Annotated in this window: 19 protein-coding genes; 13 read left to right on the forward strand and 6 right to left on the reverse strand. The window is 64.2% G+C overall.

What is annotated here, in order from left to right; translation table 11 throughout:
• Positions 1-160: 160 nt before the first annotated feature.
• The 6 genes from V5735_RS14385 (at position 161) to V5735_RS14410 (ending at position 3019) form a co-directional block, all read left to right on the forward strand.
• Positions 161-1126, forward strand: coding sequence for an aldo/keto reductase (locus V5735_RS14385; protein WP_423744138.1), 966 nt, complete (start codon positions 161-163; stop codon positions 1124-1126).
• 86 nt (positions 1127-1212) lie between these two features.
• On the forward strand, positions 1213-1584 hold the full coding sequence (locus V5735_RS14390; protein WP_007983643.1) for a hypothetical protein: 372 nt from the start codon (positions 1213-1215) through the stop codon (positions 1582-1584).
• Positions 1581-2051 (forward strand): hypothetical protein, encoded by a 471-nt coding sequence (locus V5735_RS14395; protein WP_423744139.1) that lies wholly within the window; start codon positions 1581-1583, stop codon positions 2049-2051. Before V5735_RS14390 ends, V5735_RS14395 begins: the two co-directional genes overlap by 4 nt.
• 52 nt (positions 2052-2103) lie before the next feature.
• Positions 2104-2376, forward strand: coding sequence for a ubiquitin-like small modifier protein 1 (locus tag V5735_RS14400; RefSeq protein ID WP_423744140.1), 273 nt, complete (start codon positions 2104-2106; stop codon positions 2374-2376).
• Positions 2377-2631 (forward strand): hypothetical protein, encoded by a 255-nt coding sequence (locus V5735_RS14405; RefSeq protein ID WP_423744141.1) that lies wholly within the window; start codon positions 2377-2379, stop codon positions 2629-2631.
• A 19-nt stretch (positions 2632-2650) separates the two neighbouring features.
• Entirely contained in the window at positions 2651-3019 is a 369-nt protein-coding gene (locus V5735_RS14410; protein WP_423744142.1) for a hypothetical protein, read from the forward strand.
• A 45-nt stretch (positions 3020-3064) separates the two neighbouring features.
• Here the strand turns inward: V5735_RS14410 and V5735_RS14415 are convergent, their stop codons facing one another.
• The 3 genes from V5735_RS14415 to V5735_RS14425 all read right to left on the reverse strand — a co-directional run bounded on the left by V5735_RS14415 (position 3065) and on the right by V5735_RS14425 (position 9041).
• Positions 3065-4279 (reverse strand): trans-sulfuration enzyme family protein, encoded by a 1215-nt coding sequence (locus V5735_RS14415; RefSeq protein WP_423744143.1) that lies wholly within the window; start codon positions 4277-4279, stop codon positions 3065-3067.
• A gap of 267 nt (positions 4280-4546) precedes the next feature.
• A complete protein-coding gene (locus V5735_RS14420; RefSeq protein WP_423744144.1) occupies positions 4547-6484 on the reverse strand; it encodes an aldehyde ferredoxin oxidoreductase family protein in 1938 nt (645 codons plus the stop codon).
• 112 nt (positions 6485-6596) lie between these two features.
• Positions 6597-9041 carry a PQQ-binding-like beta-propeller repeat protein gene (locus V5735_RS14425; RefSeq protein WP_423744145.1) on the reverse strand — a complete coding sequence of 815 codons (2445 nt, stop codon included), beginning with the start codon at positions 9039-9041 and terminating at the stop codon, positions 6597-6599.
• A gap of 427 nt (positions 9042-9468) precedes the next feature.
• On the opposite strand from V5735_RS14425, the gene V5735_RS14430 reads away from it, so the two are divergent.
• The 3 genes from V5735_RS14430 to V5735_RS14440 all read left to right on the forward strand — a co-directional run bounded on the left by V5735_RS14430 (position 9469) and on the right by V5735_RS14440 (position 11299).
• Positions 9469-9897 (forward strand): VanZ family protein, encoded by a 429-nt coding sequence (locus tag V5735_RS14430; RefSeq protein ID WP_423744146.1) that lies wholly within the window; start codon positions 9469-9471, stop codon positions 9895-9897.
• Between the two features lie 15 nt (positions 9898-9912).
• Complete coding sequence (locus tag V5735_RS14435; RefSeq protein ID WP_423744147.1) at positions 9913-10983, forward strand: archaeosine biosynthesis radical SAM protein RaSEA; 1071 nt, start codon at positions 9913-9915, stop codon at positions 10981-10983.
• Between the two features lie 172 nt (positions 10984-11155).
• Complete coding sequence (locus V5735_RS14440) at positions 11156-11299, forward strand: hypothetical protein (protein WP_154652472.1); 144 nt, start codon at positions 11156-11158, stop codon at positions 11297-11299.
• Positions 11300-11361: 62 nt separating this feature from the next.
• Here V5735_RS14440 and V5735_RS14445 read toward each other — a convergent pair whose 3' ends face one another.
• The 3 genes from V5735_RS14445 to tgtA all read right to left on the reverse strand — a co-directional run bounded on the left by V5735_RS14445 (position 11362) and on the right by tgtA (position 15830).
• The gene (locus V5735_RS14445) at positions 11362-12165 is read right to left on the reverse strand and encodes an N-acetyltransferase family protein (protein ID WP_423744148.1); all 804 of its coding nucleotides are present in this window, start codon (positions 12163-12165) and stop codon (positions 11362-11364) included.
• An 84-nt stretch (positions 12166-12249) separates the two neighbouring features.
• Positions 12250-14001 (reverse strand): archaeosine synthase subunit alpha, encoded by a 1752-nt coding sequence (gene arcS / locus V5735_RS14450; protein ID WP_423744149.1) that lies wholly within the window; start codon positions 13999-14001, stop codon positions 12250-12252.
• Between the two features lie 356 nt (positions 14002-14357).
• Positions 14358-15830 (reverse strand): tRNA guanosine(15) transglycosylase TgtA, encoded by a 1473-nt coding sequence (tgtA, locus tag V5735_RS14455; protein WP_423744150.1) that lies wholly within the window; start codon positions 15828-15830, stop codon positions 14358-14360.
• A gap of 191 nt (positions 15831-16021) precedes the next feature.
• Here tgtA and V5735_RS14460 point away from each other — a divergent pair, with 191 nt between their 5' ends.
• The 4 genes from V5735_RS14460 to V5735_RS14475 all read left to right on the forward strand — a co-directional run bounded on the left by V5735_RS14460 (position 16022) and on the right by V5735_RS14475 (position 18715).
• Positions 16022-16357 carry a cupin domain-containing protein gene (locus V5735_RS14460; RefSeq protein WP_423744151.1) on the forward strand — a complete coding sequence of 112 codons (336 nt, stop codon included), beginning with the start codon at positions 16022-16024 and terminating at the stop codon, positions 16355-16357.
• A gap of 96 nt (positions 16358-16453) precedes the next feature.
• A complete protein-coding gene (locus V5735_RS14465; protein WP_423746034.1) occupies positions 16454-17449 on the forward strand; it encodes a thiamine pyrophosphate-dependent dehydrogenase E1 component subunit alpha in 996 nt (331 codons plus the stop codon).
• The gene (locus V5735_RS14470) at positions 17449-18462 is read left to right on the forward strand and encodes an alpha-ketoacid dehydrogenase subunit beta (protein WP_423744152.1); all 1014 of its coding nucleotides are present in this window, start codon (positions 17449-17451) and stop codon (positions 18460-18462) included. Before V5735_RS14465 ends, V5735_RS14470 begins: the two co-directional genes overlap by 1 nt.
• A complete protein-coding gene (locus V5735_RS14475) occupies positions 18455-18715 on the forward strand; it encodes a lipoyl domain-containing protein (protein WP_423744153.1) in 261 nt (86 codons plus the stop codon). The genes V5735_RS14470 and V5735_RS14475 overlap by 8 nt, the downstream gene beginning before the upstream one ends.
• The last annotated feature ends 49 nt before the right edge of the window (positions 18716-18764 follow it).

The raw sequence follows: 18764 nt of genomic DNA on the forward strand, positions 1-18764 counted from the left end.
CGCTCGTGCTCCCCCCGTCACCCCGCTGTCGCGCCTCCACTACTTCCCTGCTGGCGCGCCACCACCGTCTCCCCGCTGGTCGACCCTCACTGTCTCCCCGCTGTCGCTCCGTCGTCTCTCCTTCGGTCGATTTAACCGCCACCCACGAATAGGCCCGAACATGGGACTCGAAACCGTCTCGTTGGGGACGACCGGCACGAAAGTCAGCGAAATAGCGTTCGGAACGTGGCGATTCGGCCGCGAAAACGACGAGGGGACGGTCGAAATCGGCGAGGACCGCGCCCACGAACTCCTCGACGCCTACGCCGGAGCGGGCGGTAACTTCATCGACACCGCCGACATGTACGGCGACGGCGAGAGCGAGAAATACATCGGTAACTGGCTCACCGACCGCGACCGCGAGGATTTCGTCATCGCATCCAAAATCTACTGGCCGACGCGGACGGACGACCCGAACGGCCGCGGTCTCTCCCGGAAGCACCTCCGGCGGCAGATGGACCTCATCCTCGACCGACTCGGGACGGACTACGTGGACCTCCTCTACATCCACCGCTGGGACGACGACACGCCCGCGGACGAGTTCATGCGCACCCTCGACGGCTTCGTCCGCGACGGAAAAGTGAACTACCTCGGCACCTCGACGCTCGAACCCAACGCGTGGAAGGTCGTCAAGGCGAACGAGATGGAGTACGAACCGTTCCGCCTCGCACAACCGCGATACAACCTCGTCAACCGCGAAGTCGAACCGAACTACATCCCGATGTGCGACGACTACGACATCGGCCTCATTCCGTGGTCGCCGCTGGGCGGCGGATTCCTGACGGGCAAATACTCCCGGAACGAGGAACCGGCAGACGGCACCCGCGGCGCGACCGACCAGCAGTTCCGCGACAGCTACCTCACCGAGGAGAACTTCGACGTGCTGGAAGTCGTCGAGGACGTCGCCGACGAACTCGGGACGACGCCCGCCAAGGTCAGCCTCGCGTGGTTGCTGAAACACGACGCCGTGACCGCGCCCATCATCGGCGCGCGAACCGTCGAACAGTTGGAGGAGAACCTCGCCGCGACCGAGGTGTCGCTGTCCGACGACCAGTTCGAGCGGCTGACGAACGCGAAGTCCGCGTAAGTCGCCGGCCCCGAAAAGTCCACATAAATCCCCCGACCCGAAAATCGAGCCAAGCGTTTTTGACGGAGAGCGAACAATCGAGTAGCATGGACGAAATTTCGCTTTCGGTACCCGAGGCCATCATCAGTTCGCTCCCGGAGGACGGCGATTCGGCGGCGCGCGACATGCAGGAGGCCGTCGCCGGGTGGGAACGGCGACTCAATCGACTCGACGAGAACGACGAACTCGCCAGCGCCGCCGTGGACGTTCTCGAACGGTTCGAGAGTCGCTGGGAGCAGTACGACGATTTCGTCGCCGAGCTCCGGGCGTGGGGACAGTCGCCCATCTACGCGATGGCGTGGCGGGACCTCCACGCGTCGCTCATCCAGCAGTTGTACGACCACGAGGAGCTGTCGTCGCACATCGACCGCGAGCGGAACGCCCGTCTCGTCACCGACGGCATCCGCCCCGGTCGATGAGCGACGACGACGGCGGCGGGGACGCACCGCTGGCCCGCGTCCGTCGAGCGAAAAGCCGGAAGTCGCCGTCGTCACGAATCGACGGCGGGGCCATCGCTGTCGGCATGGTCGTGGCGCTCGGTGCGCATCTCGCCCCGGCGCTCCTCGTTCTCCTCCGCGTTTCGGACTCCCTCGTCGGCGGGACGGCACTCGCGAGTACCCTCGCGTTTCCGCTCGGAAGCTACGCCGCGGGACGGTTCGCGGGCGGGGATTCGACCCGCGGCGGTATCCACGGCCTTCTGGCGACGGTGCTCTCGCTCGCAGTTCTCGGCGGCGGTGCGGTGCTGTTCGTCGGCACCGACGGCGCGCTCGCCGAACTCGGTCGTCTGCTGGTCGGCGACGGCGGGACCCCCGTACTCGCGGGGACGGTGGTCTGCCTCCTGCTGGCTGGCGTCGTCGTCGGTGCGCTCGGCGCGAAGCGACCGTGAAACCGCTCGCCGCGAACTGGACGTTTATGGTCGCCGCGGGTCATTGTCCGGTATGGAACTCACCCTTCGGTTCTTCGCGAACTTCCGAGAGTCGGTCGGACAGAAGACGCTGGAACGGGAGTACGAGGACGACACGACGGTCGGCGAGGTTCTCGAATCCCTGACTGAGGAGTACCGCGACCTCGATTTCTTCGAGGACGGTGACCTCAGACCGCAGCTTTCCATCATGCGAAACGGAAAGGATGTCGTGCACATCGACGGTCGAGAGACTGCCCTCTCGGACGGCGACAGGCTGAGCATCTTCCCGCCGGTTGCAGGTGGATAGATGCGACGCGAGAAGTCCTTCCGTGGAATCAGCGAACGACTCGCCCGGAAGTACCTCGAGAACCTCGGTGGAGAGGTACGGGACGACGGGACCATCGTCGCCGAGGAGTGGGAGGCCTCGCTCTCCTCGGAGACGGTGAGCATCGGCCCGACGGTGGAGTTGACCGAGGTGACCGTCGTCTTCGAGGGCGACGAGGAGTCCCTCGATTCCGTCGTCCCGAAGTTTTCACAGAAAGCGATGCGGGCGGGCGGATAGCACCGGACGAAGACGACCCATGACTCCCAACGTCCATCCCATCGACGGGCAAATCGTCGTGCTGGCGGGTGCCAAAGCCAGCGTACCGCTCGAACGTCTCTCGGAACTCCTTCCCGTAGTGCAGGCCGACCTCGGACCGCGAATCGACGACTATCGACGGGAGTACGAGCGGATTCACGAAACGCCCGAGTGGAGCGTCTTCCTCGTAGAGACGGGTCACTGGAAGACGGTCGGCGACCGCCTCGGCTTCGAACGCCGCGAGCGGGACGCGGTTCGACGGGCACACGAGGAGCAGTTCCGACGAATCGGACGGGACGAGGGACGGACGGAGGAGTTCGAGAACGCGCTGGAGATTCGAGACGCGGTGCTCGTCGGCACGGCGGACTAGCGCGGCCGGTGCCCGAAAAATACCGTTTCGACGTGCTTCTACACCCTATTCTATCGCGTCGAACGCGGACTCCAAGTCGGCGATGAGGTCCTTCGGGTGTTCCACGCCGACCGAGACGCGGAGCAGCGAATCCGAGATGCCGATTTCGGCGCGCTCCTCGGGCGTCAGCGGCGCGTGGGTCATGCTCGCCGGGTGTTCGATGAGCGACTCCACGCCGCCGAGGCTGACGGCCAGCGGGAACTCGTCCAGTTCGGCGACGAAGCGTTCCACGTCGGGCAACTCGCCGTCGAGTTCGAACGAGAGGACGCCACCGGCACCCTCCATCTGTCGCTGGGCGAGGTCGTACTGCGGATGGGATTCGAGTCCGGGGTAGTAGACGGTCGAGACCATCTCGTGTTCGTCCAGGTAGGCGGCGATTTCGGCGGCGTTGGATTCGTGCTGGCGCATGCGGAGCGGGAGCGTCTTCAACCCGCGGAGGGTCAGGAAGGCGTCGAAGGGCGCGAGCATGTTCCCCATGCCGACCTGCTGGAGGAACCCGATTTCGTCGGCGAGGTCGGCGTCGTCGGTGACAACGGCACCGCCGATGGAGTCGCTGTGGCCGTTCAGGTACTTCGTCGTGCTGTGGACGACGACGTCGGCACCGAGTTCGAGCGGGTGCTGGAAGTACGGCGAGAGGAAGGTGTTGTCCACGCCGAGGGTCGCATCGACCGACTCGGCGACCGAAGCGATGGCTTCGATGTCACAGAGTCTGAGGAGCGGGTTCGTCGGCGTCTCCATCCAGATGAGTGCGGTTTCGTCGCGCACGGCGTCGGACACGGCGTCGGTGTCGCGGGCGTCCACGAAGTCGACGGCAACGTCGAGGCGCTCTCGGAACAGGTCCTTGAGCATCGTCTTCGTTCCGCCGTAGAGGTCGTCGAACGCGACGACGTGGTCGCCGGGGGTGACGGACGCCGTGATCGTGGCGACGATGGCGGACGTGCCGGAGGCGAAAGCCATGCCGTGTTCGCCGCCTTCGAGCGCCGCGATGCGCTGTTCCAGCGCGTGGCGGGTCGGGTTCGCGAGCCGCGAGTAGAGATACTGGTTCTCGTCGGGGTCCAAATCCTCCAGCCCGACGTCCGGGTCGATGCCGCCAGCTTCGTAGGTCGATGCGAGGTGGATGGGCATCGTCACGTCGCCTGCTCGCTCGTGGTGGGGCGGTTGTTCGGCGTGCGTCACCGCCATCGTTTCGAATTTCGGAGAGTCGGAAGACCGGTCAGTCATGCCACCGTCACGTTCGACGACCAGACTTAGTAGCTTTCGATGCGGTAGATGTTGCCATGCGCCGCGAGAATCGCCGTTCCCTGTGAATTATCGTGAAACATAGTGGTGAAATGTTGCCGACGTGTTTCGGTTAAACTCAGCCCGAATCGTCGGGATTTCGCCCCCGAATTTTCTCGCGCGCGGTGGTCGAGATGGAGAAAGAGAGACTCGAAAGAGAGCGCCCGGTCCGTTCCCGGAACCCCCGCCGACGAAAATAAAAGGTGGGCCTTAGTCGTCGCCCGAAGCGGCCGCGCCGCCGCGACTGACGCCGGTTCCGGGTCCGACGTCGATGCCGAGTTCCTCCAGCTTTTCGTCGGGGACCACGCCGTCCTCCCAGCCGCGCACCTCGTAGTACTCTTCTTTCATCTCGTCCAGTTCGGCGAGCGAGCCCTCGGAGCCGCCCTTGCCGGGGATGGCGTCCGGGTGGCCCTTCACGAACCGGGCCGGGAGCGAGTCGTCGTCGCCGTCGAAGCCGACGAGGTTGTTGTAGTAGCGTTCGAGGTTGTAGACGCGCTCACCGGCTTCCAGCAGGTCGTCCTCGGTCACGTCGAGACCGGTCATGCCGTTGTACTGGAGGACGTACTCCTCGATACCTTCCGCGAAGGCGTTGAATTTGCAGATGTCGAAGGAGTCGCTGATGGCGTGGAGGTCCTGGAAGGTGGCACAGAGTTCGCCCTTACCCTTCCACTCGGTCGGCTCGGCCTTCTCCGGGATGCCGAGGATTTCCGCGGCTGGCGTGTAGCCGCGCAGGTGGCAGGCACCGCGGTTGCTCGTCGCGTAGCCGATGGCCATTCCCTTCATGCTCCGCGGGTCGTAGGCCGCCATCGTCTGGCCCTTCACGTCGAGCGACATCTCTGGGTCGCCGAGTTCGGACGCTGCGCGGCCCGCGCCCTTGGCGAGCAGGTCCGCGAGGTCGTCGCCCTCCTCGCGCTTGGCGATGCGCTCTATCATGTCTATCATGGTGTCGGCGTCGCCCCAGTCGAGGCCTTCGTCCAGATAGCCCTCCTCGGTGGCCTCCATCGCCATCGCCATGGTGTTGCCAGCGTCGATGGTGTCGATGCCCATCGCGTTACAGCGGTCTATCATCGCCGCGATTTTGTCGCGGTCGTCGTTCATCGAGTTCGGACCGAGCGCCCACGCGGATTCGTACTCGTAGGACTCCATCCGAACGTTCATGTCTTCGCCTTTGTGGTGGACCTGCACTTCGACTTCCTTCTTGCAGGCGACCGGGCAGGAGTGACAGGTGGGTTCGTCCACGAGGATGTTCTCGCGGACGTTCTCGCCGGAGACATTCTCGGAGTCTATCTGTCGTCCCTCGGGGTTCTCCTCGCCCTCGCTGTGCGTGCTGGTGAACTTCCCGTTCCGGGTCGGCAGGCCGTCCATCTCCTCGGTGAGGTTCATCAGGACGTTCGTCCCGTACAGCGACAGGCCGCCCTCGTTCGGCGCGGTCACGTCGGACTCCTGAATGACCTGCATTGCCTGCTGGTGGCCCTTCTGGAACGTCTCTTGGTCCGCCGGTTTCGGCATCTTCGTCGTGGATTTGATGACGATGGCCTTGAGCCCCTTCGACCCCATGACCGCGCCCGTCCCGCCGCGGCCGGACGCGCGGTCGTCCTCGTTCATGATGCAAGCGTACCGAACGGTGTTCTCGCCGCCCGGCCCGATGGCCATCATCGAGAGGTTCTTGCCGTACGACCCCTCGACCTCTTCTTCCAAGGCGTCGCGCGTCTCGTGGACGGTCTTGCCCCAGAGGTGGGAGGCGTCACGAAGTTCGACTTCGCCGTCCTCGACGACCGCGTATACCGGGTCCTCGGACTGGCCTTCGAACAGCAGGCCGTCGAATCCGGACCACTTCAGTCGCGCTCCCGACCAGCCGCCGTGGTGCGAGTCCGTGACGGTGTTGGTCAGCGGCGACTTCGTACACACCGCGATGCGACCGCTCATCACTACCTGTGTCCCCGTGAGCGGCCCGTTCATGAAGGCTAGAAGGTTGTCCGGACCGAGCGGGTCCACGTCCGGGCCTTGGTCGAACACGTACTTTACACCCAGTCCACGCGCGCCGATGTACTTCTTCGCGTCCTCGTCGTCGACGCTCTCGTAGTCCACCGACCCGTCCGAAAGGTCCACGCGGGCAACGTGGTCTTGGAATCCGCCTAGTTCGGTCATGGTAACGTCTAGTGATTATATAGGGGCGCTATCATGTTAGTCGTTATCAGTCTAGGGTAATCGAAAATGGTTACGTCGTAGGGTGGGCGGGCGAGGTGTTTGGACCGCTTGGCTACTCTCCGATGTCGAACGAGTACACTCGATTTTCGTCGACGGTGTAAACTGTATCGTCGTGGAGGGCGGGTGTGTCGCGTGCGTCTCCGAACAGTTCGAACCGCTGGAGCGTGTCGCCATCGTCCGCATCGAGAGCATACACCCGACGGTCGTCGCTTGCGATGTAGACCGTCCCGTCTTCGACGGTTGGTTCCGTTAGCGTGGCCTGGTAGTCGTAGCCGTACGTCGGGTAGGTGTACTTCGTATCGAACGTCCAGCGTTCGCTTCCATCGGCGGTGTCCAGCGCGAACAGTTTCTGCGCGTCGCTGGGACCCCCCGAGACGACGTACAGCGTATCGTCGGCGAGCGTCAAGGTCTCTCCGTCGTGATTGGAAGACCAGTTCTCGGTTCCGTCCGCCGGGTCGAGTGCGACGACGTTCCTATCCCTAACGGACCCGCCACCGACGATGAATACGGTTTCGTCGTTAGCGGCTACCGCCTCCGCGTCCCGGTCGTCGGTCCACTTTTCGCTGCCGTCCGTTGCATCGAGTGCGTACGTCCCTTCGGTGGTGGCGGCGTACACCGTCTCGTCCTGTACGGCGACGGGACCGGTCATTTCGACCGATATCGAGGGGTCGTCCGAATCGAATTCGCTGCTCCAACGTATCGACCCGTCGCCCGCGTCGTATGCGGTCACGTACGCACTGCCGTAAAGGGAACTCTCGGTGCCGACGTAGACGACGCCATCCACGACGACTGGCCTCCCGGTTCCCTTCGGGACCTTCTCGTGCCACCGCGTCGTCCCTGTCGCGTCGTCGATGGCGTAGACGAAGTTGTAGCTACTGCCGCCGTCCCCGCCGAGCGAACAGTAAACCGTCCCGTCCGCTACGGTCGTCCAGACGTGTCGGAACGTGTCGTTCTCGTTCTCACCCAGCGAAATACTCCATCGTTCGGTTCCCTTCTCTCGGTCGAACGCTCGGAGCATGCTGTTTGTGGCGGCGTAAACGGACGTGTCGTCGGCGCTGGCCGTTCTGAACGACTCGCTGCTTCCGAAGTCGAGGGTTCGTCGCCAGTTGGTGGTCTCCGTCGGTCCGCTGATAGCGTACAGGACACCGATATCGTCCACGACGTAGACGGTCTCCCCGACGAGCGCACACCCCGTCGGCGCGTTCACGGACGCGCGAAGCGGAACCTGCCACTTCAGAGAGCCATCTCCGGTGTCGAACGCGGCGATTTCCTGTGAGTCCTCGTCATCGACTTCACGCGGATAGTAGACGGTGGACCCGCTGACCGATAGTTCGGCGACGGTGGTGTACCGGAACTCGTCGGTTTCGCTCCCCTTCCAGCGGACGCTTCCGTCGTCTGCAGCGAGCGCCCAGACTGCTTGAGTCTCGCCCACATAGACGGTCTCGTCGGCGACCACCGGTGAGGTGAGATGAATATCGCCCGCCAGTTCGTGTTGCCACCGCGTCCTCCCATCGTCGGCGGAGAGGGCTGTCACGAACGTCCGTCGGTCGGGATTGCTACCGCTGTCGTCACGGTAGTTCATCGTGACGTAAACGGTGCCATCGACGACCGCTGGTGCGTTCGGTTCCGGGCCATACACGTCGGAACCGACGTGTACCGGTGCGTTCCACAGCAGCGTCCCATCTACCACATCGAACGCGTAGACGGTGCCACCCTCTGTGAAGTAGACGCGGCCGTCGCCGACTGCAGGAACGTGGTCCGCGGTGTCCATCTGCCCGCCGTAGTTGGCGGCGTACTCGACGTCTCCGCCGGACATCTCGACGCTCCACTGGAGTTCTCCGGTGTCGGCTGAGAGGGCGAACCCATAGGCTTGTGTTTCGATCCGCATCTTCAGGAAGACGGTACCGTCGCTTACGGTCGTCGAGGACGCACCGAGTTTCGGCGCATCACAGCCGTTCGCGGGCGAACCGGCCTCGGGATTCTCGAACGTCCACTCCGACTCGCCGGTTTCGGCGTCGAGCGCGAACACCTGCCATCCGTAGCTGATATACATCGTTCCGTCGGCGACGGTCGGTGCTTCGTCCGTGTGGGTAGACTGGTCCGTGTACTCGTTTTGCCACAGAAACTCCCGCTCCTCCAAATCGAAGGCGGCGGCCCGTCCGTACTCCGACGCCAAATAAGCGACGCCATCGACGATGGTAGGGGTCGAAATCTCGCTTGCGAGTTCGTCGGACAGGGGTTCGCTCCACTCGATCCACGGCGTCTCCCCAACTTCACGTGCATCGGGATTGTACCCCGTGTTCCGGGCATCGAACTGGAACGTCGCCCAGTCCGACGATTGCAACTCCGTCGAAGCGTTGGTTTCGGTATCCGCGGCTTGGGAGGATTGCTTCGTCATCGTACCGGGCGTGTCTGTGGCCGTTGCTCCCGCAACACCGACGACACCGGCTGCGAGGCCGACCGTCTTCAGGAACGTGCGACGTGTATCCTTTGACATGCGGATTATTAATTCGAGAGAGACGTATTTGCTATCTGGTCGTTAATCGCCTTTTCGTCCGTTTCACCCCGTTTCACCCCGTTTCACCCGTCGAACCACGGACAGGATGGTCTCCTCCCGTCGAAGGATATACTGTTTCTATACTAGAATGAACGGACAGCGAAGAGATATAGCGCTCCGTCCGTATCAACTGTATTTTTCATCTATGATTTACACGATTAAACATCAATCAGAGATATCTAACATAATCCCGGACCCAAGAGTAACCGATTAACTATCTGGTAAAATACGGATTCCGACGCGGAATTCGACTACTCGCGGTCGAAGGAGTAGACGAACTCGTGGCCGCCGGACCGGTCCGAACTCCCGGCGTGCGTCGGGTCGAAATCACCGCGTTTTAGCCCGGTTGTCCCCAATCGTCGAGTCGATGTCTTCGTCTCGCGCGCGAACCCCCACGCGACGCTGGTTCGTCGTCATCCTCGCGGCGGCCGTCATCTGTTATTTCTCCGTGTTCGCGTCGCCCGACGTCGGCGTCGAGCGGTTGGGTCCGCTCTCCCTCTTCGGCCGGGACAAGTGGTTTCACGCGGCGGGATACGCCGTCCTCGCCGTCACCATCGCCGTCGCCGTAGGGGTGAGAAATCACCGTAACGGCCGCTACGACCGGTACGGACGCGCGGTTCTCCTCGCGGTCGTCGGTGCGGTCGGCTTCGGAATCACCATGGAGTTCGCACAGTTGGCGGTGCCGCTCCGCCACACGTCGGCCGTGGACGTCGCCGCGGATACGGTCGGGGCGGTGATTGGCGCGGTCGGGTGGTGGCTCGTCGCACGCCGAGACGAAGCCGATTTACGCTCGTAACCGTTCTCTCCGACAATGAGTACGCCGACTCCCGAGAGCTACGAGCGGGGCAAGGGCATGGACGCCCACAACTCCGTGATGCGCGATATTCGCGCCCGGAAGGAGAAACACTACGACCCGCACGAACCGACACGGGTGTGGCTGGACGAGGACAACACGCCCGATGGCGTCTACCAGAGTCTCACCATCATCCTCAACACCGGCGGCTGTCGCTGGGCGCGGGCCGGTGGCTGTACGATGTGCGGCTACGTCGCCGAATCCGTCGAAGGCGGGAGCGTCGGCCACGACGCCCTGATGGACCAAATCGAGGTCTGTCTGGACCACGAACGCGAAGGGGCCGACGAGAAGAGCGGTCTCATCAAAATCTACACCTCGGGGTCGTTCTTGGACGAGCGCGAGGTTGGCGCGGAGACGCGCGAGGCCATCGCCGAGACGTTCGCCGACCGCGACCGCATCGTCGTCGAGAGCCTGCCGGATTTCGTCACCCCGGGGAAACTGCGCGACTTCCGCGATGTCGGCCTCGAAACCGACGTTGCCATCGGACTGGAGACGGCGAACGACCGCGTGCGCCACGACAGCGTGAACAAGTACTTCGACTTCGACGACTTCATTCAGGCCAGCGAAAACGCCGAATCCGTCGGGGCGGGCATCAAGGCGTATCTGCTGATGAAACCGCCGTTCCTCTCCGAAGCCGAGGCGGTGCAGGACATGAAGGAGTCCATCCGAAAGTGCGCCGAGTACGCCCACACCGTCTCGATGAATCCGACCAACGTCCAGCGCTACACCATGGTCGACGAGTTGTACTTCCGCGACGGCTACCGTCCGCCGTGGCTCTGGAGCGTCTGTGACGTTCTGGAGGACACGGCGGACGTCCCTGCCATCGTCGTCTCCGACCCCGTTGGCCACGGCAGCGACCGCGGCGCGCACAACTGCGGCGAGTGCGACGACCTCGTACAGAAGGCGATCAAGGACTTCGACCTTCGCCAGGACCCCTCCGTCTTCTCGGAGGTCTCCTGTGAGTGTGAGCACACGTGGGCGGCCGTCATGGAGCGCGAAACGAGCTATAGCCTCCCGCTGGCGCGGTAGTCAGGCCGACCTTATCGGGGCTACGGCGTGGATAACAAAGTACGTACCACCCGAGTCGTCTCTCGGGGGGAGGGCAGCGGCCCGAAGGAATGACGAACACAGGTGGGACGTACGAAACGGTGTTCTGTTCGAACGGCTGGATAGAGATCCGGCATCCGGAGCGGACGGCACAGTGGATCGCCACGGACTCACCGACAGAGGTACGGCGCTAATGTACGCCGGACCGGTCATCCTCTGGCCGCTGGTCTTGCTCTTCGTGGGGGGACTGCTGGTGTCCGTCGCGTGGCGACTCCTCGCACGCCAGCGACGGAAGTAGCAGTAACCGGGCGCGTCGAGTCCCGACGGGGCGAGACGAGGCCTTTTTTCGAAACGATCAGTTCAGAGCTTCCGCGCCATCATCACCTCGTCGACGAACTCGTCGCCGACGAGATAGTGGTCCGCGCGGGTAGCCTCGGTTTCCCACCCGTACTCCTGCAGCAGCTCGATTGCGGTCTCGTTCGTCGCGGGAAGGCTCTGATAGACCTTCGTGTATCCCGCGTCGCGCGCCCAGTCCATCGCACGTTCCAGTAGCCGTCCGCCGATGCCGTGTTCGCGGAAGGGACCGCGCACGCCGACGGTCAACTCGGCGGTGTGGCGCAGTTGGTCGAGTTCCGGCGCGTCGAGGTGGACCCATCCGGCGACCTCGCCGTCGTTTTCGCCGTCCTCCACGGTGGCGACGTAGAACATCCGCGAGCGGCGGTCGTTGCGGCGCAAGAGCGCCCCCTCGTCGCTGATGTCGGCGGCGACGCGCTGGGCGGAAATCGACGCCCCCTCGTCGGCGACCTCCCGAATCGCCGTCTCGATGCCGCTCCAGTCGGACTGCCGCGCCTGCCGGATGCGGTACGAGAGGTCCTCTTCCTCGTACGACTCGACCTCATCGTCCAGCGCGAGGTGGAGTTCGCCCTCGTCCCGGACGAGGAGACCGGCGTCCACGAGGTCGGCCACGGTCTCGCGGAACTCCTCCGGCGGAATCCGAACCCGCGGCTCCGTCGTTCCCGACCGGGCCGGTTTCGACCCGGACCGGGAGTCGATGCGAACCTCGTCACGGACCTCTTCGACGGTGGCCGAACCGCTCCGCTCGACGTGGTGGTAGATGCGTTGCTGAATCGTGTCCTCGAACTCGAGGTCAGCGGGTGCTCCCATAGGTGTGGGTACCACTCCGAGGGGATTTATTATTTATCGCCTAAAAAAGCGCGCCTCGGATTATAAACTCGCGAACGAATAAATCTATTTTTCTTCGACATGCCGAACTTCGGTGGCGATGCCGCGGGTGGATTCGGTCATCTCCGGGCCGCTCATCTCAGCGCGGCCGATGGCGAACGCCTTCGGGCCTTCGATGACAACCTCGTCGCCGGGGCGGATGTCGTCGTCGGCGTCCACCACGCCGGGCGCGAGGACGCTCCCGTGAGGCGCGAACGCGTCGATTTCGACCCGCTTTACCGGTGCGTCGCTCTCGACCCATCGGCGGGCACCCGCGAGCGTGAACGAGAGGGTGCCGTACTGGGGAACCATCGCCGCGAGTTGTTCGCCGTCGTCGTCGTGCACCCGAAGTTTCGGATAGCGACTCTGGATGTTGAGTTCGGAAAAGAGCGCGTCGCCAGCGCCGTCGCCGAACTGGTAGTCCGCCATCGCCCGGACGGTGTTGTGCTGGCGGTCGCGCTTGCCGTACTTCGACTCGCCCGTGAGCGTGCTTGCGAGATTGCCGAGCGATTCCGTCGTCGTCGGGTGGTCCTCGACGGTGTATTCGAAGTCCACGTCGAGCGCCTCCTCGACTCGCTCGCACACGTCGCGGTACCCCTCCTCGGGCACGTGAGCGATGACTCGCGGATACTCGTTTCGCTCCAGATAGCGCCGGAGGACCTCCGCGACGAACTCCTTTTCGTCCTCGCTCCAGCGGCCGGTAACCACGGAATCGTAGTGTTGTGCGGGGTAGGTCAGTTCGAGTTCCTGCGGGACGACGCCGATAGGACTCGTCATCGACACCTTGTGCGCGCGGAACTGGATGGCGTCGTGGTACTGGCCGTGACTCTGGGATTCGCTGTAGGGCTTTTTCGCCGAACACGGCAGGAGTACCAGCGGGCGATCGAATCGATTCCGATAGCGCGTCGTCACGCGGTCGGCGAAGCGCTGAATCTCCACGCGGCGAAGGCTGTCTTCGGTCGCGGCGGCGAGTTCCGCGTTCCGGATGACGGGCGTTCGCTCCTCGACGTAACTCCACTGCTGGTCGAACTCCCGGAAGGCGGCCGTGAGCCACTGCTCGTGGCGGGCCTGCCCTTCGATGTAATCGCGGAGTCGCCCCGAGCGAATTCGCTCGCGGACGATGCCCAACTCGGCCCGGAGCGCGTTGACGTTGTGTTCGACGCAATGTTCGCGCGTGAACTCGTCAACGGGACGCTGGCAGGCCGGGCAGGAACACGGCAGTTCGTGGAGGTCGTCCAAGTAGTGTTGTCCTTCCGTCGTCAGGTACTTCCCTTGGGTTCCCTTGACGACCGCCAAATCCGAGTCCACGAGGTCCACCCCGGCGTACACCAGCGTGGCGACGTTCTCCGGCGTGGCGACCCCCGATAGCACGAGCGCGCTGTCGGCGGGAATCGCTTCGCGGGTATCGATGATGGCGTCTTTGAACCCGGCCCCGTGCCCCACGACGCCGCGCCCACCCGAGAGGACGTAGGCGTCCGCTCCGTAGTCGTCCGCCGTCTCCGTTGCGACGACGGCGGCGCTCGGATAGTCCACGTCCGGGTAGTCCACCGCGAACGACTCCATCACTTCCTCGTCGGTCCCGCTCGGGAACGACCGGTGGGGCAGGACGGTCAGTCTCGACTCGTCGCCCTCCGGCAGGTCGCGGTCCTTGAACCAGAGGCTCCCGGCATCCGAAATCACGTCGTCCGCCAGCGCGGGCGTCGTCAGGGACTCCGAAAGCCGGAGTTCCCCGATTCGGGCCGCCCCATCGCGGCCGTGAATCTCGAAATAGTCAGTCATACCCGTTGTTCGGGGAAGCGGATTGAACTATCTTGCGTAACACCGTGAGTGCCGCGTTCCGCGTCGTCCGCGGTCCGACCGGCGACGGGACCGGACAGCAGTCATCCGAGAGAAGAGTCGTGCGGCCGTCGAGTCCGGGTGAGTTGACGCCGTTATCGACTCGGATGGGCCGACACGGTGCCACGGTGAACCGCGCACGCCCTCCACAGCGAGTCCGTGGCACAGCCGATAGATTCGTCCAATGCCGGAACACACCGTCCCGGCACGTCGAAGAAACGGCGTGGTCTTCCCCAATCGTTTCGCTTTCGAATTAATGGAATATATACCGTCGTGGAACGACACCGGCGCCGACACCCTCAGACGGTCGTGAGGTCCACGGTTCGAACCGCGTCGGGAACGAGCGCGAGTGCCGATTCGGACCACCCCTCGTGTGCGAGGGTGAAGTCGGTTTCCGGGTTCTCGTCGACCAACCGCGCCACGCCGCGGGCCGCCGATTCGTATCCCGCGGCGTCCATTCGGTCCGGAATTTCGGCCGTGAGCGGATACGTCTCCGAGAGCGCGCGGGGGAACGGACCGAACGGCGGCACGACGTTCCACGATTCGTCGTAGCGACTGCTCGGGTTGCCCTCCGTCAGGAGCACTTTCCCCTCGGGATTCAAGCGCGAGAGGCGCTGGTGGTGGCGGACGACCTCGGGGCGCGCGGCGCTCTCGCCCGAGAGGTAGAAGAACGCTCCCTTCGAGGCCGGGTCGGTGCGTTCGAGTTGCGCGGCGTGGTCGCCGAGCGCGCGATAGCCGTCGAGCATCGCGGGATGGGCGCGGGCGCGGTTCTCGACCAGTTCGAACAGGTTGCCCGTCCGAATGGCCTGCTTGATGGTTCGTATCTCCTCGAACGTGACGTGGAGGTTGTGCTCCGCCAGCAGTCGCTCCCGTTCCCGCTCGCCCTCGTCGCGAATCTCCGCGGGCGTGTGGTTCGCACAGACGGGACACGAACAGGGGAAGTAGTCGAGGTCGTCCAACTGTTCCGTGCCGCGAACCGTCAGATAGCGACCGTCGCGGGCGTACAGCGCGTAGGCCGCCGAGTCGAACAGGTCACAGCCCATGGCGACCGCCAGCGCGAACATCATCGGGTGGCCCGCGCCGAACAGGTGCACCGGCGCGTCCGCTCCCAGTCCGCGTTTCGCACCCGCCACGACGTCCACCATGTCGCCGTACCGGTATTCGTTCATCAGCGGGACGACCGCGCCGACGGGAAACACGTCGAGCGACGTGTCTTCCGCGTGGCGGCCCGCCTCCTCGCGGAGGTCGGGGTACGTCGACCCCTGCACCGGCGCGTTGACGAGCATGTCGCCGACGTCGACGGTTTCGGCGAATTCGAGGCGTTCTTGCGTCGTCGCCAGTTCCTCCTCGGCCTGCTCGCGGTCCACGTCCGGCGGCGTCGGGATATCAACGGGCGTCCCGATGTCCGACCCGATGTCGTGTTGGAACTGCAGAATTTCCTCGGTCGTCACCGTGATTTCGCCGTACTCGGCGAGTTGGAACGACCCGGAGTCGGTCATGATGGCCCCGTCGAAGTCGAGGAGTTCGTGCAGACCGACTTCGAGCGCCTCGTCGCGGAAGTCCTCGCTCTTGTAGAGGATGTAGGAGTTGGTGATGAGGATATCCGCGCCGAACTCGCTTTCGAGGCGGGACGGCTCGACCGTCTGCATGTGCGGGTTGACGACCGGCAGGAGCGCGGGCGTCTCGACCGTCACGCCCGCGCGCGGGACGGTGAGTTCCCCGATTCGACCCGCCCCGTCTTGGTCGCGGATTTCGAAGTTGTCTCGTTCCATTACCGCCGCGTAGCCGCGGTGTCGGTGTAAGAATTCCGTTCTCGGATTCTCGGACGCGGCGGAAACGGTCTCGGTTTGCGCGGTCGGTCGGCGACAAATCGGATCGGAGCGCCATCGTACCGCCGTTGGCCGCCTCCTCGTATTTAAACCCTCGCCCGGGGATTTAGGAGGGTCGAATGCGAGTACGTCGCATGGACTCGATTGCCTTATCGGACCGCGAAGCGACGGAAGTGACCGACGGCGTGTACCTCGCGCAACTGGCCGCCGGGGAACGCATGAGCATCCAGCACTTCCACATCGAACCCGGCGCGACCGTGCCGGAGCACAGCCACGAACACGAGCAAACCGGATTCGTCTACGGGAGCGCGCTGACGTTCATCGTCGGCGGCGAGGAGTTCGTCATCGAGGAGGGCGACTCCTACGCGATTCCGGGCGACGAACCGCACGCGGCGGAGAACAGGACCGACGTGCCGGTTCAGGGCATCGACGTGTTCAGTCCGCCGCGTCTCGACGTGCCGTGGAAGTGAGACGGTTCGCACCGCACCGTAACTGAAACTTATTATCGTGATGGTTGTAGGCACCTGCGGTAGTGTGCCATGATAGGAGTTACCGAACTGGAGGAGATGCTGGAAAACATGGTGACGGCGCGTCACTACGAGGAGCGATTACAGGAGGAGTATCTGGAGGGGAAACAACCGGCGTTCGACATCTCCGCCGGGCCGATACCGGGCGAGTTGCACCTCGCCGCGGGGCACGAGGCATCGGGTGCTGGCGTCTGCCAGCACCTCCGCGACGACGACACGGTGACGGGGCCACACCGCCCGCATCACGTCGCCATCGCCAAGGGCGTGGACTTGAAGCGGATGACCGCAGAGATTTTCGGGCGGGAAACGGGCCTCTGTAAGGGGAAGGGCGGTCACATGCACCTCTTCGACCCCGACGTGAACTTCGCGGCGAGCGGCATCATCGCCGAGGGCTGTCCGCCCGCGGTCGGTGCCGCGCTCGCGTCGAAGAAGCGAAACGAGGACAGCGTGGCCGTCGCGTTCCTCGGCGAGGGGGCCATCGACCAAGGCGGCTTCCTCGAATCGCTGAACCTCGCCAGCGTCCACGACTTACCGGTCATCTTCGTCGTCGAGGACAACGATTGGGCCATCAGCATGCCCAAAGGGCGGGTGACGGACGTGGAAAACGGTGCCCAGCGCGCGGACGGGTTCGACATGCCGGGCCACCGCGTGGACTACGACGACGCGACGGCCGTCTACGAGGCGGCGGGGGAAGCGGTCGGCCGCGCCCGCGACGGCAACGGTCCGACCCTGTTGGAAGTGCAGGTTCACCGCCGGATGGGTCACTTCATGGGCGACGCGGAAGCCTATCGCCCGAAGACGGACTCCGAGCGCGCACAGCGACTCGATTCCATCGACCGGCTCGAGGCCGACCTCCGCGCGACGGGCGCGGACGAGGGGACCATCGAGGAGATTCGCTCGCGGGCGAAAGAGCGCGTCGAAGACGCCATCGAGTGGGCCAAGGAGCAACCCGAACCGGACCCCGAGGAGGCCTACGAGGACGTGTTCACGAATCCACCGGACGGCTACGCGGAAACCCTGCGAGGTGGTGAGTGATGGCGGCGTCGGACGGCAAGGAACTGACGATGAGTCGCGCCATGGTGGACGCCATCGCACACGAGATGCGCGAGAGCGACGACGTGTTCGTCATGGGCGAGGACATCGCCGACTACGGTGGCATCTTCGACAGCACGCAGGGGCTTCTCGACGAGTTCGACCACGACCGAATCATGGACGTGCCCATCAGCGAAACCGCCTTCATCGGCGCGGCGGTAGGCGCGGCCCAGTCCGGGATGCGCCCGATTGCCGAACTGATGTTCGTCGATTTCTTCGGCGTCGCCATGGACCAAATCTACAACCAGATGGCGAAGAACACCTACATGAGCGGCGGGAGCGTCAGCATCCCGATGGTGTTGATGACGGCCGTCGGCGGCACGTACAACGACGCCGCTCAGCACTCCCAGACGCTCTACGGGACGTTCGCCCATCTGCCGGGAATGAAGGTCGTCGTGCCGTCCACGGCCTACGACGCCAAGGGACTGATGCACGCGGCCATCCGCGACGACGACCCGGTCGTCTTCATGTTCCACAAGCGCCTGATGGGTATCGGCTGGATGCCCGCCCCCGAGGGACCGAAAACCGCCGTTCCCGACGAGGACTACACGGTCGAGTTCGGCGAGGCGGACGTGAAGCGTGAGGGCGAGGACGTGACCGTCGTCACGCTCGGTCTGCACGTTCACCGCGCCATCGAGGCCGCCGAGGAACTCACGGGCGAAGTGGACGCGGAAGTCATCGACCTCCGCTCGTTGGTGCCGCTCGACACCGAGACGATAGTCGAGTCGGTGTCGAAGACCGGCCGACTCGTCGTGGTGGACGAGGATTACCGTTCGTTCGGCGTTTCGGGTGAAATCATCGCACGGGTGGCGGAGAACGGTCTCTCAGACCTCACCGCGGTCGAACGCGTAGCCATGCCGGACACGCCGATTCCGTACGCCCGTCCGCTGGAACAGGAGGTCAACCCCGGAACCGACAACATCATCGAGGCCGTCCGCTCCGTCAACGATGAGTGACGACCTCGTTCCCGTCGAGTCGGCCGCTGTCTGGCCCGAAGACGCACGGGACGTCGAGGAGGCGATCGTCGCCAACTGGTTCGTCCGCGAGGGGAGCAGCGTCGAGGAGGGCGACACCATCGCCGAGATTCAAATCGAGAAGGTGAGCGTGGACGTACCAGCCCCCGCGACGGGCGAACTGGTCGAACGACTGGTGGACGAAAACGAGGAGTTCGAACGCGGCGACGCGCTGGCGCGGATTCGCCCCGCGTAACGCGTCGCCGATTTTATCGCGTTTTGCAGAAAGGCTTTATCGACGATTT

The sequence above is a fragment of the Haladaptatus sp. SPP-AMP-3 genome (assembly GCF_049568665.1).
Classification (GTDB): domain Archaea; phylum Halobacteriota; class Halobacteria; order Halobacteriales; family Haladaptataceae; genus Haladaptatus; species Haladaptatus paucihalophilus.

Coding starts and splice junctions, on each gene's coding strand:
- V5735_RS14385 (WP_423744138.1), top strand. CDS start 161: ATGGGACTCGAAACCGTCTCGTTGGGGACGACCGGCACGAAAGTCAGC.
- V5735_RS14390 (WP_007983643.1), top strand. CDS start 1,213: ATGGACGAAATTTCGCTTTCGGTACCCGAGGCCATCATCAGTTCGCTC.
- V5735_RS14395 (WP_423744139.1), top strand. CDS start 1,581: ATGAGCGACGACGACGGCGGCGGGGACGCACCGCTGGCCCGCGTCCGT.
- V5735_RS14400 (WP_423744140.1), top strand. CDS start 2,104: ATGGAACTCACCCTTCGGTTCTTCGCGAACTTCCGAGAGTCGGTCGGA.
- V5735_RS14405 (WP_423744141.1), top strand. CDS start 2,377: ATGCGACGCGAGAAGTCCTTCCGTGGAATCAGCGAACGACTCGCCCGG.
- V5735_RS14410 (WP_423744142.1), top strand. CDS start 2,651: ATGACTCCCAACGTCCATCCCATCGACGGGCAAATCGTCGTGCTGGCG.
- V5735_RS14415 (WP_423744143.1), bottom strand. CDS start 4,279: ATGACTGACCGGTCTTCCGACTCTCCGAAATTCGAAACGATGGCGGTG.
- V5735_RS14420 (WP_423744144.1), bottom strand. CDS start 6,484: ATGACCGAACTAGGCGGATTCCAAGACCACGTTGCCCGCGTGGACCTT.
- V5735_RS14425 (WP_423744145.1), bottom strand. CDS start 9,041: ATGTCAAAGGATACACGTCGCACGTTCCTGAAGACGGTCGGCCTCGCA.
- V5735_RS14430 (WP_423744146.1), top strand. CDS start 9,469: ATGTCTTCGTCTCGCGCGCGAACCCCCACGCGACGCTGGTTCGTCGTC.
- V5735_RS14435 (WP_423744147.1), top strand. CDS start 9,913: ATGAGTACGCCGACTCCCGAGAGCTACGAGCGGGGCAAGGGCATGGAC.
- V5735_RS14445 (WP_423744148.1), bottom strand. CDS start 12,165: ATGGGAGCACCCGCTGACCTCGAGTTCGAGGACACGATTCAGCAACGC.
- arcS (WP_423744149.1), bottom strand. CDS start 14,001: ATGACTGACTATTTCGAGATTCACGGCCGCGATGGGGCGGCCCGAATC.
- tgtA (WP_423744150.1), bottom strand. CDS start 15,830: ATGGAACGAGACAACTTCGAAATCCGCGACCAAGACGGGGCGGGTCGA.
- V5735_RS14460 (WP_423744151.1), top strand. CDS start 16,022: ATGGACTCGATTGCCTTATCGGACCGCGAAGCGACGGAAGTGACCGAC.
- V5735_RS14465 (WP_423746034.1), top strand. CDS start 16,454: ATGCTGGAAAACATGGTGACGGCGCGTCACTACGAGGAGCGATTACAG.
- V5735_RS14470 (WP_423744152.1), top strand. CDS start 17,449: ATGGCGGCGTCGGACGGCAAGGAACTGACGATGAGTCGCGCCATGGTG.
- V5735_RS14475 (WP_423744153.1), top strand. CDS start 18,455: ATGAGTGACGACCTCGTTCCCGTCGAGTCGGCCGCTGTCTGGCCCGAA.